The 16,850-nt window shown below is 33.6% G+C and carries 12 protein-coding genes; 3 read left to right on the top strand and 9 right to left on the bottom strand.

All coding sequences use genetic code 11. From position 1 onward, the window contains the following. Window positions 1-33: 33 nt before the first annotated feature. Complete coding sequence (locus BUC29_RS14020; protein WP_073416806.1) at window positions 34-516, top strand: hypothetical protein; 483 nt, start codon at window positions 34-36, stop codon at window positions 514-516. A gap of 80 nt (window positions 517-596) precedes the next feature. On the opposite strand, the gene BUC29_RS14015 is transcribed toward BUC29_RS14020, so the two are convergent. Continuing rightward, window positions 597-977 carry a DUF1573 domain-containing protein gene (locus BUC29_RS14015; RefSeq protein WP_073416979.1) on the bottom strand — a complete coding sequence of 127 codons (381 nt, stop codon included), beginning with the start codon at window positions 975-977 and terminating at the stop codon, window positions 597-599. 265 nt (window positions 978-1,242) lie between these two features. On the opposite strand from BUC29_RS14015, the gene BUC29_RS14010 reads away from it, so the two are divergent. Beyond that, window positions 1,243-3,876, top strand: coding sequence for a valine--tRNA ligase (locus tag BUC29_RS14010; RefSeq protein ID WP_073416805.1), 2,634 nt, complete (start codon window positions 1,243-1,245; stop codon window positions 3,874-3,876). Window positions 3,877-3,989: 113 nt separating this feature from the next. On the opposite strand, the gene BUC29_RS14005 is transcribed toward BUC29_RS14010, so the two are convergent. The 4 genes from BUC29_RS14005 to BUC29_RS13990 form a co-directional block, all read right to left on the bottom strand. Next, complete coding sequence (locus BUC29_RS14005) at window positions 3,990-5,306, bottom strand: APC family permease (protein ID WP_073416804.1); 1,317 nt, start codon at window positions 5,304-5,306, stop codon at window positions 3,990-3,992. A gap of 167 nt (window positions 5,307-5,473) precedes the next feature. After that, on the bottom strand, window positions 5,474-7,780 hold the full coding sequence (locus BUC29_RS14000; protein WP_073416803.1) for a TonB-dependent siderophore receptor: 2,307 nt from the start codon (window positions 7,778-7,780) through the stop codon (window positions 5,474-5,476). A 208-nt stretch (window positions 7,781-7,988) separates the two neighbouring features. Then, window positions 7,989-8,714: a DUF4198 domain-containing protein gene (locus tag BUC29_RS13995; RefSeq protein WP_073416802.1), complete on the bottom strand. Its 726-nt coding sequence runs from the start codon at window positions 8,712-8,714 to the stop codon at window positions 7,989-7,991. A 237-nt stretch (window positions 8,715-8,951) separates the two neighbouring features. Continuing rightward, window positions 8,952-11,384 (bottom strand): TonB-dependent receptor, encoded by a 2,433-nt coding sequence (locus tag BUC29_RS13990; protein WP_073416801.1) that lies wholly within the window; start codon window positions 11,382-11,384, stop codon window positions 8,952-8,954. Between the two features lie 225 nt (window positions 11,385-11,609). Here BUC29_RS13990 and BUC29_RS13985 point away from each other — a divergent pair, with 225 nt between their 5' ends. Beyond that, the gene (locus BUC29_RS13985) at window positions 11,610-12,770 is read left to right on the top strand and encodes an MFS transporter (RefSeq protein WP_073416800.1); all 1,161 of its coding nucleotides are present in this window, start codon (window positions 11,610-11,612) and stop codon (window positions 12,768-12,770) included. A 64-nt stretch (window positions 12,771-12,834) separates the two neighbouring features. Here the strand turns inward: BUC29_RS13985 and BUC29_RS13980 are convergent, their stop codons facing one another. From BUC29_RS13980 to BUC29_RS13965, 4 genes are all read right to left on the bottom strand, one after another. Next, on the bottom strand, window positions 12,835-13,338 hold the full coding sequence (locus BUC29_RS13980) for a DUF6265 family protein (protein WP_073416799.1): 504 nt from the start codon (window positions 13,336-13,338) through the stop codon (window positions 12,835-12,837). 53 nt (window positions 13,339-13,391) lie between these two features. Next, on the bottom strand, window positions 13,392-13,886 hold the full coding sequence (locus BUC29_RS13975; RefSeq protein WP_073416798.1) for a hypothetical protein: 495 nt from the start codon (window positions 13,884-13,886) through the stop codon (window positions 13,392-13,394). 15 nt (window positions 13,887-13,901) lie between these two features. Continuing rightward, window positions 13,902-14,378, bottom strand: coding sequence for a DUF6265 family protein (locus tag BUC29_RS13970; RefSeq protein ID WP_073416797.1), 477 nt, complete (start codon window positions 14,376-14,378; stop codon window positions 13,902-13,904). Window positions 14,379-14,529: 151 nt separating this feature from the next. Continuing rightward, entirely contained in the window at window positions 14,530-16,839 is a 2,310-nt protein-coding gene (locus tag BUC29_RS13965) for a type IA DNA topoisomerase (protein WP_073416796.1), read from the bottom strand. Window positions 16,840-16,850 lie beyond the last annotated feature (11 nt).

Raw genomic sequence — 16,850 nt, 5'->3', positions numbered from 1 at the left:
ATAAAATAACCACAGAATTAAAAATATAGAAATATGAAAAATCTAATTTTGCCTTGTCTGCTTGTTATCTGTATTGGATTTCAAAGCTGTAAAAATGAAGAAAAACAAAAAGAAGCTGTAGCAGCAAAAGCTGATGCTGAAACTGTTACAAAAACAGAATGTTATCAGGCAGTATATGAAAAAGATACAATCCAGCTAAAATTAAATACTTTAAAAAATGGAAAATTATCTGGAAATATGATTATGAAAGTAGCGCCTTCAACAGTAAGAACCGGCGAAATTGCGGGTGAATTTCATGGAGATACTTTATTTGCCGATTATACTTTTAAGGATTTAGCACAAAAGGACAAAACATTCAAAAACCCAATGGCATTTTTAAAGAAAGACAAACAGCTTATTTTAGGAAACGGAACCATGCAGACAACAATGGGAGTAACGTATTTGGTAAAAGACAAACCAATCGATTTTGATCGTGTAAAATATAAATTTGATGCTGCAGAATGTGCAGCTAAATAAAAAGTAAAAAGTAAGATTTTGATAAAATAAAAAGCCGTTTCGATTAAGAAACGGCTTTTGCTATTTTAAGAATTTATTTTTTATAAAACTTCTCCCTTAATTTTAAGGGCAACCCGGCCATCAGGATAATTCACAGCATTGGTTTCAACAGTAATTGTTTTACGAATTGGACCAGCTGCCATGTTGTATTTCACATCAATTTTTCCTTTTTTTCCTGGCATAACTGCTGCAGCAGGTTTTGTAACAATAATAGAACTAACTGTAGATTCGGCACCAATAATTAAAAGCGGTGCATCTCCTGTGTTAGTAAACTCAAAGGAGCGGACTCCGTTATCAGTCTTAGAAATTTTTCCATAATCGATAGTATTGTCCGCGGCTGCAAATTCAATTTTTGGGCCATTTTGTGCATAACCTATCGCGCTAAACAATACGACTGCAATAAAAGAGGCAACATTTTTCATTTTGAAATTGTTTTTAAGTTGTAAGTAAATATACATTGTTTTAATTAACACACAAATTATTAATTCGTTTTTTATAGTGTACTTAATTATTTACTTTTGCTGTTAATTATAATTACAAAAATTGAACCAAAGTTTCGTTTATTTGTTTAACTGTTTAATCGGTTAATCGATTTACCTAGATGGACTTCACAAAATAAACAAACGATTAAACAATTTAACGATTAAACGAATCAACAAAAAATAAACGATTAAACAACCCTAGTAAATGACAATTCCAGCACAATTTGACGCTAAAGCGATTGAGAACAAATGGTATGATTACTGGATGAAAAACAATTATTTTCATTCAGAACCTGATCACAGAACACCTTATACAATTGTAATCCCGCCGCCAAACGTCACTGGAGTCCTTCACATGGGACATATGTTGAATAATACAATTCAGGATGTTTTAATTAGAAGAGCACGTCTTAAAGGATTCAACGCTTGCTGGGTACCGGGAACAGACCACGCTTCTATTGCTACAGAAGCAAAAGTTGTAGCAAAATTAAAAGCAGAAGGAATCAATAAAAACGATTTGACCCGCGAAGAATTCCTAAAACATGCTTGGGAATGGACAGATAAATATGGAGGAACAATCCTGGAACAACTTAAGAAATTAGGTGCTTCTTGCGATTGGGAACGTACAAAGTTTACAATGGATCCAGATATGTCTGCATCTGTAATTAAATCGTTTGTAGATTTATATAACAAAGGATTAATTTACAGAGGATATCGTATGGTGAACTGGGATCCGGAAGCAAAAACTACGCTTTCTGACGAAGAAGTAATTTACGAAGAACAGCAAGGAAAATTATTTTTCTTAAAATATAAAATCGAGGGAACTGAGGAATTTTTGACCATTGCCACAACGCGTCCGGAAACTATTTTTGGAGATACTGCTATCTGTATCAATCCAAACGATGATCGTTTTACGCATTTAAAAGGTAAAAAAGCAATCGTTCCTATTTGCGGTAGAGTAATTCCAATTATCGAAGACGAATATGTAGATGTAGAATTCGGAACAGGATGTTTGAAAGTAACGCCTGCGCACGATATGAACGATAAAACTTTGGGTGAAAAACACAATCTCGAAATCGTTGATATTTTTAATGAAGATGCTACATTAAACAGTTTCGGATTACACTACCAAGGAAAAGATCGTTTTGTTGTTCGTAAAGAAATTGCAAAAGAACTGGAAGAAATTGGTGCTTTAGCAAAAACAGAAGTTCACTTAAATAAAGTTGGAACTTCTGAAAGAACAAAAGCGGTAATCGAACCTAGATTATCTGACCAATGGTTCCTGAAAATGGAAGAATTGGTAAAACCGGCTATTAAATCAGTTTTAGAAACAGGAGATATTAAATTACACCCAAAACGTTTCGAAAACACGTATGCACACTGGTTAAATAACATTCGCGATTGGAATATTTCTCGCCAATTATGGTGGGGGCAACAAATTCCGGCATATTATTACGGAGACGGAAAAGAAGATTTTGTAGTTGCTGAAAATATTGAAGAGGCGCTAAAATTAGCACAGGAAGCAACAAACAATAAACAATTAACAACAAACGACCTTAAACAGGATGTTGACGCTTTAGATACTTGGTTCTCATCTTGGTTATGGCCAATGTCTGTTTTTGGCGGCATCATGGATCCGGAAAGCCCGGATTTTAAATATTATTATCCAACAAACGATTTGGTTACAGGTCCGGATATTTTGTTTTTCTGGGTTGCGAGAATGATCATTGCGGGTTATGAATATGCAGGCGAAAAACCATTTACAAATGTATATTTAACAGGTTTAGTTCGTGATAAACAACGTCGTAAAATGTCTAAATCATTAGGAAATTCTCCTGATCCTTTAGATTTGATTGATAAATTTAGTGCAGATGGCGTTCGTGTAGGATTGCTTTTAAGCGCTTCTGCAGGAAACGATATTATGTTTGATGAAGAATTATGCAGTCAGGGAAAAGCATTTTCAAACAAAATCTGGAATGCATTCAAATTAATTAAAGGGTGGGAAGTTTCAGAAACTATCGCTCAGCCAGAATCATCAAAAGTGGCAATCGAATGGTACGAAGCGAAATTACAGCAGACTTTAGTTGACATTGAAGATAATTTTGAGAAATACAGAATTTCAGATTCATTAATGGCTATTTATAAATTGGTTTGGGATGATTTCTGTTCTTGGTTCTTAGAAATGATCAAACCAGCTTACCAACAGCCAATTGACAGCGTAACTTTTGCGAAAGCGATCGAAATGTTAGAAAGTAACCTGAAATTATTGCATCCGTTTATGCCTTTCTTAACAGAGGAAATCTGGCAGTTAATTACGGAGAGAACGCCGGAAGAAGCTTTAATTGTTTCAACCTGGCCGGAATTAAAACCATTCAATGCAGATTTAATTACTGATTTTGATAATATTACAGAAGTAATTTCCGGAATTAGAACAATTAGAAAAGATAAAAATATTCCGTTTAAAGATGCTATAGAATTAAAAGCAATCAACAGCGAAAACTTAACAACTTATTTCGATTCAATCGTAACGAAATTAGGAAACGTTTCAGCTTTTGAGTATGTTTCAGCAAAAGTAGACGGCGCATTATCTTTCCGTGTAAAATCAAATGAATATTTTATTCCGATTTCAGGAAATATCGATGTTGAAGCAGAAATTGCAAAACTGACAGAAGAATTAAATTATACAAAAGGATTTCTGAAATCTGTTGAAGCAAAACTTTCGAACGAGAAATTCGTAAACGGAGCTCCGGAAAAAGTTTTAAATATAGAAAAACAAAAACAAGCTGATGCTTTGGCAAAAATTGCTACAATTGAGCAGAGTTTGGCTGGTTTGAAATAGGAATCAGATTTTTGATTAATCTATAAAATTAAACCCGATAGGTTTCAAAACCTGTCGGGTTTTTATGTTTTAGGACTCTTCTGATTCCTCGTTCCTCGGAATGACAAAAAATACTATCTTCTCTTCTTCAAAATCCAAAATAAAGGATAAGAAACAACAGTAATTCCAATAATAATTATAAAACTGGTTTGGTCACTGAAAATAAATCCAATAAATAAAGCTATAGAAGCAATAATGGCAATTATAGTGGTCCACGGATACCAAAAAGAACGATAAGGTCTTGGTAAATTCGGTTCAGTATTTCTCAGTTTTAAAAGCGAAAAATAGGCGAGTCCCCAAACAATAATGGAGATAAAAGCAGCAAAAGAAAATAAAGCTTCAAAAGAACCAACGAAGATTATTAAAAGCAGGCTGAAAAGTGACGAAACCAAAAGTGCCACAATTGGAGTTCCGCCTTTATTTACTTGAGTTCCTTCTTTTATAAAAAATCCGTCACGGCTTAATCCGTAAAGAATTCTTGGCGGAATCATCATAAATGCGTTTAGAATACTGATTAAAGAAAAAATCGAAATTACAGTAACAATTACAGCACCGTTTTCTCCGAATAAAACCTTGGCAACATCTGCGGCAGCTAAATTAGATTTTGCTAAAGTTTCGATTGGCAGAACATGAAAAAAAGCAGCATTTACCAAAACATAAATAGCCACTACAAGGAGAACACCACTGTATAAAGATTTCGGAATGTTTTTGTTTGGGTTTTCATTTTCTTCGGCAAAAAAACAAACAGCGTTCCAGCCATTATAAGTTCCGATGATTAACTGCAATGATTTAAAAAATCCGAATACTAAACCTATTTGAAAAACAGAATTGTCTGTTTTAACTGCAGGAACTTTTACGCCAGTATACATAAAGCACGCTACAACTAAAGCCACAAAACAAATTACTTTTAATAAACTGGTAATCTGCTGAATCACACTTCCATTTTTTACACCACTCAAATGCAGTAAAACAAAAGCAGCCAATAATGAAACTGCCATCACAGTTGAATAATTTGCCAGTGCAGGAAATAAAATAATCATGTATTCGCTGATTACTATGCAGTAAAAAGCGGGCGGAATAGCATTTGTAATGTAATCAAACCAGCCCGAAAGAAAGCCGGCATATTCGCCAAATGCTCTTTTGATATAATTATACGATCCTCCGGCTTTTGGGAGCATTGTTGCCAATTCTGAATACGAATTTGCGCCAAGCAACACATACAAGCCGCCAAAAATCCATGATGCTAGAATAAGCCAGTAATTGTTTAGCATTTCGGCAATGTTTCCCGGGGTGCGTAAAATACCAACACCGATGGTTCCGCCAATTAGTACGGCAATATTAAAACTTAGACCTAAACTTTTCTTTAATTGGTTTTTGGCGGAATCAGACATATTTGGGATTTATGGTTAAAAGTTGTGTGAAGACAAAAGTACTTATTAAAGCATAACATTTTGATAAAATAATAAAACCTCACCTTTTGCAAGATGAGGTTTTAATTTTCGAAAGTATTTTAATTCTGAATTCCAGAAAACCCCGAAAAGAAAATCTAATTCAAAATTTATAATCTGTAACGTAAAGTTGCCATTACCTGACGTGGTGCAATTGGGTTTACGCTGTAATTTTCGTGTACCGTATAATTTAATTCGTTTGTAATGTTAGATAATCGGCATAAGATGGAGATTTTTTTCCATTCATAACCAAGAGAAGCATCCACTGTAACGTATCCTTCTAATGGAATATCACGATCTCTAATAGTTATAGTATAAGCTGGATCTGGCTTAGGATTAGTTGGGGTTGGAGTAACTGCTGTCCAGACATAATCATCGTTCCATCCTCCGGTACGATTACCAATATAATTTCCAATAGCTCCAAAAGTTACTCCTTTAAATAAGCCATTAGGCAATTTGTAGAAAAAGCTTAAGTTGGCAGTATTTCTTGGTGTTCTTGCTAAAACATCTCCAACAACAAGACTTCCATTAGTTCCTGATGATTTTGATACTTTAGTTTCGTTAAAACTATAACCAGCCATAATGTTTAATCCTTCCAGAGGGTTTGCTGTAATATCAATTTCAATTCCTTTTCCTTTTGTAGCTCCAACTAATTCTTTAATCGAAGTGTTGGCATTTTGTGTTACACCGTCTGCTAAGTATTGGGCAGTTTGTGCCAGATTGTTATTTGTAATTTGATATACAGTTACGTTTGTACTCAAAAGACCTCTCCAGAAATCTTTTTTAACACCAACTTCATATTGATCAATAATAGACGGATCTAAAGGTTTTGAATCGACAGTTGTTCCTGTATTTGGAGTAAAAGAGTTAGAATAACTTGCAAACAAAGATAAATCTTTAGTCGGCTGCACTACCAATCCAGCCTTAGGCGAAAAAGCTTTGTTAATGGCTTTAGGTCCGGTTACCGGTATTGCATTTTCGTAAGCAGTAGTTATGACATTTACATTATTCTTTTTTTCTATAACTTCTTTTGTAGTGGTAGCTTCGCTTTCTTGCCATGACCAGCGTAATCCCGCCAGAACTTTTATATATTTATTTATTGAAACTAAATCTTGAAAATAGGCTCCAAAACGTTGTGTTTCTGTATTTGCTAACTGAGTAATTCTTGTTGGGTAAGGAATAACAGTACTTTGTGTACTATAGTCGTAAGTATATAAGTTTATAGCGGTAGCCTCTGTTGTTAAAAGGTCAGCAGGTTTTCCGGGAGCATAAAATCCAAAAGTATAAATAGGGGCAATAGAGTTCTCATAATCAACTCCGGTAAATATCTGGTGTTTTATCGTTCCGGTATTAAAAGTTCCCTGTAAACTTAACTGGTCGCCAAAAATATTTTCAGCAGCATCCGATCTGGTTAAACCGCGTTTCCAGTTTCCATTAGCATCAATTGTACTTAATTGTGCAGTTGAGGTTTGTGTTCTTCTATAATATTGGTAAGAAGAATTGAAATTTAATTTCCAGTTTTTATTGAAGTCATGGTTAAATAACATAGAAGCGCTGGAAGATTTAGTATTTGCAGTCGACCAAAGTGCTCCGAAGAACTCGTTGCGAGGAAGATCTAAAATTGTTTTTCCGTAGATTCCGGTACCAAAATCCGGAGTCCAGTCGGCGCTTAAATAATCTCCTTGTAATGTAATTTGAGTTTTATCTGACAGATGAAATAAAAACGAAGGATTAACATAAATACGTTCGTTTTTTACAAAATCCCTAAAACTTTCAGAGTTTTCATAAGATCCTGTAAAGCGGTATGCAATAGATTTATTTAAAGGACCGTAAAAGTCAATAGAAGGTTTGTAATAAGAATAACTTCCCATTTGCATAGATACTTCACCACCGTGTGTAAATTTAGGTGTTTTGGTAACTAAATTCATAATTCCTCCTGGAGCAACATTTCCATATAATAGAGCTGAACCTCCTTTTAGGAATTCCACTTTTTCTAAAGAAGAAACTTCAGGTATAGAACCCGCATTGTAGCGAAATCCATTTTTAAACATATTATTGGCACTCATATCATAACCTCTCGAAAAGAAAGATTCCTGGGCACCACCACGGGCAGATCCTACATAAACACCATTTAAATTTTTTACTACTTCGCTTAATCTGATTGCTTGCTGCTGTTCTATTATTTCACTTCCAATGATTTGAACACTTTGAGGTAAGTCCATTACTTTAATTCCCGAACGCGCAGCTTCAATTGGTTTTTTAGGCTTATTTGCTGTAATTAAAACCTCATTAAGAATTTCTCCCTTTTTATTTTTTACGGTATCACTAACAGCAGATGCTGATTCTGAATTTGGATAACTTTGGCTATAAGAGGCAAAACTTAATAGTCCTAGTGCAAATAGTAAATTATACTTCATGGTATTTATTTAGATTCAATAAAAATTATTTGAGTGCAAATATAAATACAGAAACCTTAACATAAAATTATGAGGCGTTTTTATTTTTTAAAATTTGATTAATTTTTTCTTAAGATTAGCTTAAGATGTAATTTGTAACATTTATTTTATGTATAAATAAAAAACCCTGCTCTATTGAACAGGGTTTTTATAAAGAAAAAGATAAAAATTATTTTACTACAATTTGATAAGTAGCCATTTTCCAGATTTCGTCATATTTTTTTCCGTTGTGTTCACCAGACGATTTATCAGTATGAGCATATTCTACCATATAATTTCCGGACCAGATTGGAGTAAAAGAAAATTCACCTTTTTCATTTGTCCACAATTCTTTTTCCCATCCGTTTGGAGCAATTACTTTAATTTTAGTTTCTTTGGCAATAGCACCTTCATAAGAGGCAACTCCTGTAATTTTAGAGTCTTTTTTGGCAGCATCTGCATTTTCTGAGAAAACAGCAATTTTATTTGTATTCGCTGCAATACTGTTTCCAGCATTTTTATTTCCTACAACTACAGTTGCACTTGAGTTGTAATCTAATTTCATAGTTCCGTAAACATCTTTTACCGTATGCTGCATTACAATTGTGTAAACACCGTCTTCATCTGGAGTAAAAAATGCCTGATATTTATTTTCTAAAGCTTTAGAAGTAAGTTTTGTTTCTTTTTTTGAAGGAGAAATTACTACCAATGAGAAATCTTTTAAATCTGAAAACCATTTATCAGCTTTTGTAATATCGTTTTCTGAAAATTCTCCAAAATAAACTGAAATTTCCTGTGCTTTACCTTTTGTTCCAACTGCTTTAGTTTCAATCCAGAGAGCGTGTGCAAAAAGCTGAGGTGCAGCAAAAAACATTAAAAAAGCAAACGTTATTAATTTGAAAGTTTTTGATTTCATGATGATGATGAGATTTAAGATTAATATTGAAAAAATCCTGATAAAACGCAGAATTTTAATGAATAGTTTTTTTGTAAAGCAAATGTAATGTTTAAAATTTGTTACACAATGCTTATTTAGATTAATTATTGATAATAAATTTTAAAATATTATAAAGTCGTATTTTATAAATAAAAAAAGCCCTGTCATTTATGAACGGGGCTTGTAAATTTAATGTGATTTGTTTTTTGTCAGTTATCAATAGAATTTATAAGAAAAACGCAATAATACATTTCTTGGTTTCTGCGGATTAATTGTAGACCATCCTCCATTAAAATAATCTTTGTTTGCGATATTGTTTACATTTACAGCTGCACGAAACTTATTTGAATTATAAAAAATCGAACCATTGATTACAGTATATGCCGGAAGAATAAATTTTCCGGTTACAGAACTATCCAAAATAGCATTGTCGCTGGCATAATTTCCTCCAAAACCAAGACCGAAATTTTCCAAAACTCCTTCGCTGAATTTATAACTTGACCAAAGGTTTACTAAGTTTTTTGGCCCGGCCCAGAAAGGTCTTTGTCCTTGATCTAACCAAACATTTCCCTGATCTCCTTTTGTAATTTTACTGTCATTGTAACTGTATCCGGCAATAATACTTAAGCCTTTTACAGGCGCAGTATTCAAATCAAATTCAAAACCTTTGCTTCTCGCTTCGCCGCCTTGTGCACTGTACATTGGGTTGCTTGTCACTAAATTGGCTACATTAATAATATAAACACTTGCTGTAGCTGTTAATTTATCTGAAAATAAATCAGTTTTGATTCCAGTTTCTAACTGATTAGCGTGCTCAGGTTTAAAAGTTTGAGATTTGATAAAATTGCCATCATCATCGTATATAGCCGAAGGGGCAATATTTCTAAATCCGTTCATATAATTTGCAAAAACAGATAAATGATCTTTAACAGGCTGATAAACAAGTCCAAATTTTGGTGATAAAGCCGTTTGGTTATAATTATCATCAGCAGTTTTAATATTTCCTTCGGTATCAAAATAATCAACTCTTAAGCTAGCCATCGCTAATAAAGAACGAGTGATATTCAATACATCTGAGGCATAAGCACTGTAAGTCGCATCTTTAGAATGATAATCAGGTCCGGGTTCTGCAGCAAGAGCCATATCTACAGATTTTACCGTTAAATAATTTGGATTAAGATCATCAAATTGTCTGATTTCTCCTTGTGCGGTAATATTATAAATTTTTGCATAACCGGTACCTCCAAAAGTTACATCTCTTTTAAAATAATCAAAACCAATTACAATACGATTTCTCATACGACCAATTTTAAAATCGCCGGTAAAATTCTGCTGAATATCTGTAGTGGCAGTCTGGGATTTTTCTTTGGTAATCCAAAATCCAAAATCCTTGTTTCCATCTTCATTATCATAAATATAAGAGTAATAACCGTTTGATTTAGAAGTTCCTCTTAAAAACACAGTTTGTGAATTCCAATTTGATGAAATCTTATAATTCATATGTGCCTGTAAATTGAACCGTGGATTTTTTATCGATAAGTCATTACTGTAAAATGATAAATTGGTATTGTAATTTAACTCCGCCAAATTAGCATATTGCAAAGGTGTATCTCTTCCTAAAAACAACATTGAAGGTGTTGTTTTTTCTTCCTGCATAAATTCTGTATTAAGTAAAAAAGAAAGTCTCTCATTTACTTTATAAGAAAGAGTTGGAGCTATAAAATAAGAAGTTCGAAAACCGGCATCCTGAAAACTGTTCTCAGTTTGAAAAGACGAATTAACCCTAAATAAAATGTTTTTATTATCATCCAGAGGTGTATTGATATCAGCCGTAGCCCTGTTAAGACCAAAGCTTCCGGTAAGATAAGAAATCTCACCTCCAAACCCTTCGTAAGGTTTTTTGGTAACCGTATTAATTAGTCCTCCGTAACTAACCAGACTGCTTCCAAATAAAGTTCCGGATGGTCCTTTTATAACTTCAATACGCTCGATATTTACAGGATCTAATGTTCCGTTTGTTAAACCCGGTAGTCCGTTTACGATATTTGCCTGAACTTCAAAACCACGAAGCGAATAATAAGAACCTCCATCGCCGCCGCGTCCTGTAGATTCCCATAATTTCTGAATCCCGGGAACATTTTTCAAAGCATCTTCATAATTGGTAATGGCTTGCTCTTTCATCAATTCTGATGAAACTATGTTGTAAACTTGTGGATTTTCAATGTTTTTAAGTGGAAGTTTAGATACATATGTACTTTGTTTTGGAAAATCTTTTCCTCTGCTGCCCGTAATGATAACTTCTTTTAATTGTTTGTTCGAAACGGTCAATTTAAGATTTAGGGAAGTTGTTTCATTAGCAGTTACATTTATTTGTTTTTCTAATGTTTCATATCCGGTTAACGAAACTTGCAGCGTGTAAATATTTGGTTTTATTCGGTTAAATTCAAAAGCTCCGTCTTCGTTAGTGATTGTGCCGTATTTTGAATTTTTAAGGATGATGTTAACTCCAACGGCTAATTCTCCGTCAGATGTAGTAATTACTCCTTTTATTTTACCTAAGTTTTGCTGTGCAAAGACATTACAGCTTAATAATAACAATAAACAAATTTTGGTAAGGACTTGTTTAAAGCTCGCATGTGAATAATTCATGGGGTTTCTTTTTTGGATATATTGGTTATTTAGAATGAGTAAAAATAAAACAAATGTAAAAATTATAATTTCGACAGCAAAGATTATTTAAGCTCATTTGCAATCATTTTGTGATAATAGGATTTGAGAAAGAAAAATTGAAATTGAATGTTTTTTTTATTAAATGTAAAAAGAAAAATAATTCCTTTTAAAAGCTATATTTTTGCAATCTGAAAAAACAACTTCATGATTTTACCCATCTTCAAAAAGATTCAAAATACACCAAGAGGATTTCGTATAGCCAATACTGTATTTTTCTTCCTTTCGGGATTCGGATATTCTTCCTGGGTTTCGCGAATTCCGCATATACAAGCCCAATTGCATTTATCTGAAGCCGAATTTGGAGCTGTTTTATTTGCATTTCCAATTGGTTTAATGCTCACAATGCCATTTACAGGAAAGTTATTGAATAAATACAGCAGCCGTTACATTATGCTTCTAGGGGCTATTATGTTTAATATTGTTTTGTCTTTGCCGGGTTTGGCTGCATTTGTCTGGCAGCTTGTTATCATACTTTTAATTTTTGGGGCTTCGCGTAATATTTTCAATTTGTCTATAAATGCGCAGTCTCTTGAAGTGCAGAAATTATATCCAAAATCGATCATTACTCGTTTTCATGCGGTTTGGAGTATCGCTGTTTTTTCTGGAGCAGGTTTGGGGTATGTAATGGTTACTCAGCATATTGCTCCGGCGCATCATTTATTAGGCGTAAGCGTTTTTATGCTGGCTCTTACGGCTTGTTTTTATCCGTTGAGTATTCATAATGAGCCAGTTCCGGTTAAAAAGAAATTCTTTTCTATGCCGGAAAAAAATCTTGTAAAGTTTGCCCTGATTTGTTTTGTATCAATGGCTTGCGAAAATACAATGTACGACTGGAGCGGAATTTATTTTGAAAACATACTAAAAGCTTCTCCAAAATTAACGAGTGCTGCATTTGTTTTTTTTGCAACGGCAGTGACTTTAGGACGTATTTTCGGCGATTATGGTGTAATGAAATTTGGAACTAAAAAAATCCTGCTTTACAGCGGAATATTGATCACATCAGGATTTGGGTTGTGTTTTATTCTGCCTTATGCTTATCCAACAATTTTTGGATATGTTTTAATCGGATTTGGAGTTTCCTGTGTTGTTCCGCTTGTGTTTAGTATTGCCGGAAGATCTTCAAAATTAAGCAGCGGTTCTGCTTTAACTTCTATTTCTACAATTGGTTATCTGGGATTTTTATTGGTTCCGCCAATGGTTGGTTTTATCTCAGAATATCTCAGTATGAAATGGGCGTTTTTAATTATGGCGCTTTTGGGCATTTTGATGATTTTCATGGTGAATAAAATCGGGGAGAATGAGTGATTTTTTTAAGATCCTAAGTTGCTGAGGTTCTGAGATTCTAAGTTTTTTTGCTTGTAAATCTATCTTATAGCTTTTTCATAATAAATTTCTCGGTATAAGGCTTGCCTTTTTTCAAACCTGAAATTTCTGCTATTAGCGAATCTTTCTCAACCAGATTATAAATAATTTTATTTGGATAATCGTGTTTTGGGTTTTCAAAAACAATTTGATTATCTGAAGCCGAGGTCATTTCAAAACTTACTGGCAATTCTTGATTCTGCCCCGGAACTGTTACTATATAAGCTAATTTTCCGTTTGCCTCCTCAAGTCGAACATGTTCTGCAAAAACGGTATCATTTTGTCCCACAACAAAATAAGACTCTCCTAAATAAACTGAATCATTTTCTTTTTTCCAGCGTTCTGTTAGTTCGCCTTCTGCAGATTTATTTCCCCATTCGCCAATAAACCATTCCGCTTTCGCAAGATTTGAATAATTTTTTTTAGCAGTTTCGGGCTTGGTTTCTTTTTTACAAGATGATAAAATTGCTAAAACCAAAATTACAGAAAATAAAATGCTTTTTGATTTCATAATTAGTTTATTATAAGGATATTAATGAAATCAAATATAGAATAAATATTTGATTAGAAGTTTGTTAAAACCTCAATTTTATAAGCTTTTTTAATTTCTTCAGCAATTTTTAAAGCTTCAATTTGATTATTTGCAAAATATAAAGTGATATATTTTTCATTATCATCAAACAAATTTATTTTAACTGTTTTTTCGGTTATTGTTGTGGTTGCACCAGTTCTAAATCCTCTTCCTCCAAAAGTTTGTTTAACTAAAGTTTTGATTAAGGCTACATATTTAATTTTTGGAAAATGGTTCCATGTTAAACCAATATTGATACCATAAATAGAAAATAATTTCCTGAATTTGTTATTTTGAAAATCAAGTTCTATTCCTTCTGTTGAAATCAGAAAAACTCCCCAATACGCTATTATAAAATAAACTATAAAAAAAACAGGTCCATTTTTTATATTGATTAAAATTAAAGCTAAAAAGCTTGGAATGAATAATAAATTCCCAATAATAGTTCTTATCGAAGAAATTTTTTCAATATAAATGAAGTTAGTCATTATTTTAATCTAAAATTACTTCTTCGTCATTACAAACTTCTCAGAACTCTGTTTCCCATTCAGTTTTCCTGAAATCTCAGCAGTCAAAGTATTATTGGCACCTTTCGTATAAGTAATTTTTTGAGGATAATCGTGTTTTGGGTTTTCAAAAACCAATTGTTTGTCAGATTCTGCGGTTGATGGAAATGCAACGGCTTTGTCTTCGTTTTGTCCTTTTACGGTTGCGAAATAAGTTAAGGTTTCTCCTTTTTGAGCCAAAACGATAGTTTCAAAATGCAGTGTATCTTTTCCTTTTATAAAATAAGAATAAGCATTGAAAGTACTGTCGTTTAGTTTTTCCCAGTTTTCTGTCAAAAGACCGTCTGGAGATTCGTTTTTCCAGTTTCCGATAAGCCAGTCAGCAATTTTGATTTTATCTTTTTCTACTGATTCCTTTTTTTGACAAGAAACAACTGCTAATACAACTGCTAAAAGAGTAATTTTTTGAAACATAATTTTATAGTTTTGGTTGCACTAAAGTATGAAAAAAATGTTAGCCACAGATTAACAAGATTCAAATGATTTTTTACGCAGATTCTGGCGATTTAATTAAATAAAATCTGCGTTTATCTGCCTAAATTTTTTTAAATCTGCATGAAATAATTTAAACGTTTTTTTCTAAAATTTCGTAAACTAGTTCTTTAGTAGGTTTTTGATCTTTTAGCTGATTACGAACTTCATCAAAAGTAACTTTAAAATCGCAGCCTGATTTATATTCAGAGCATCCGTAAGCGGTTTTTCCTTTTAAGATATTTCCTTTTTTACATTTCGGACAAGATAAAATATCTGATGATGTTTTTTCCTGTGATGTTTTTTTTATTTCGGTTTTTTTAGGTTCAAGTTTCAGTTTGTAATTTTCTTCAAAACGTATTAAACCTTCAACAGTTCCGGATTCGGTTTTAAAGCCTTTTATATTTACGGTTGAACCTTTTTGAATTAATCGTAAATATTGACTTTCTGTAATTTTTTTATCATGAAAAATAAAAGGCAGTACAAAATCACAGCCTGATTTATATTCGCTGCATCCAAAAGCCGATTTTCCTTTTATCAGATTTCCTTTTTGACATTTTGGGCAGGTTTCTGCCGAAATTCCTTCAGTTTTCTTTTTCTCTGCTTTCAAAACGGGTTTCTGAATCGTTGCAGCATGCGAAATATTAGCATGTCTTGTTTCGCTTCTAACTTCGGTAACCAAAGCTTCAACCATACGTTTCATGTTTCTGATAAAAGCAGATGCAGTAAAGGTTCCTTTTTCGATATCTTTTAACTGTTTTTCCCAGGAACCAGTAAGTTCAGCCGATTTTATTAATTCATTTTGAATAGTATCTATCAGCTGAATTCCCGTTAGGGTAGGCAAAACTTGTTTTTTATTTCGAACGATATACTGACGTTTAAAAAGTGTTTCGATAATATTTGCACGTGTAGACGGGCGCCCGATCCCGTTTTCTTTCATCAGTTCGCGTAAATCTTCGTCGTCGACTTGCTTTCCTGCCGTTTCCATTGCACGTAGTAAAGTCGCTTCGGTAAAATGATTTGGCGGTTTGGTTTCTTTTTGAAGGAAAGAAGGTTCATGCGGACCTTTTTCGTCCACAACAAAACTCGGTAATAAATCGGATTCTTTTTCTTTGGCATTCGGATCTTCAAAAACTACTCGAAAACCTTTTTTGAGGATTTCTTTTCCGGTGGCTTTAAAAGTTACATCGGCCGCTTTTCCTATAACTGTTGTATTGGCAACCAAACAATCATCGTAAAAAACCGCAATAAAACGTTTTACAATTATATCATAAACCTGCTGCTGATTGTACGGAAGATTGATTTCGATTCCTGTTGGAATAATCGCATGGTGATCGGTTACTTTTTTATCGTTAAAAACCTTTGGCGACTTTTTGATTTTTTTTCCTAAAAGCGGTTCTGTTAAATGAGCATAACTTGTAAGTTTTTGCAGAATTCCCGGCACTTTTGGGTAAATATCGCCCGGAAGGAAAGTTGTATCAACTCTGGGATATGTAATTGCTTTTTGTTCGTATAAAGTTTGTGCAATTTTAAGCGTATCTTCTGCCGAAAATCCGAATTTTTGGTTGCAATATACCTGTAAACCAGTTAAATCAAATAGTTTAGGAGCATATTCATTTCCGTTTTTTTTATCAACAGAAACAATTTCAAAATCACTTTCTTTGACTTTTTCGGCCAGAATTTCCCCGTCTTCTTTTTTCAGGAAACGGCCTTCTTCATAACTAAAAAGTGTTTCCCTGTATAAAGTCTGCAATTCCCAATATGGCTGTGGTTTAAAATTTTCGATCTCTTTAAATCGGTCGACAACCATTGCCAAAGTCGGTGTCTGCACACGGCCGATAGACAAAACTTGTTTGTAACCGCCATGTTTTACCGTATACAAACGCGTAGCATTCATTCCGAGAAGCCAGTCGCCAATTGCTCTCGAAAATCCGGCATAGAATAAATTATCGTAGTTTTCAGAAGGTTTTAAGTTTTCAAATCCTTCTTTTATAGCCTCGGTTGTTAAGGACGAAATCCATAGGCGTTTTATTTCGCCTTTGTAGTTTGCCTCATTCATCACCCAGCGCTGGATTAATTCTCCTTCCTGCCCGGCATCCCCGCAGTTTATGACTACTTCGGCTTTGTCAAAAAGACTTTTAATAATTTTAAACTGTTTTTCGATTCCCGAATTCTGAACAACTTTGGTTTCAAATTTTTCAGGCAGCATCGGCAGATTGTTCAAGTCCCAGCTTTTCCAGTGCGGTTTATAATCATTGGGTTCTTTTAAGGTACATAAATGCCCAAAAGTGTAGGTTACGGCATAACCGTTTCCTTCGTAATATCCGTCGTGTTTGGTGTTGGCGCCCAAAACGGCTGCAATTTCGCGTGCTACACTTGGTTTCTCAGCAATACATACCTTCATTTTCTCCTTTT

Origin of the sequence: Flavobacterium defluvii (assembly GCF_900129555.1) — a bacterium.
Lineage (GTDB): Bacteria > Bacteroidota > Bacteroidia > Flavobacteriales > Flavobacteriaceae > Flavobacterium > Flavobacterium defluvii.
This window is presented reverse-complemented; position numbering and strand designations above follow the sequence as displayed.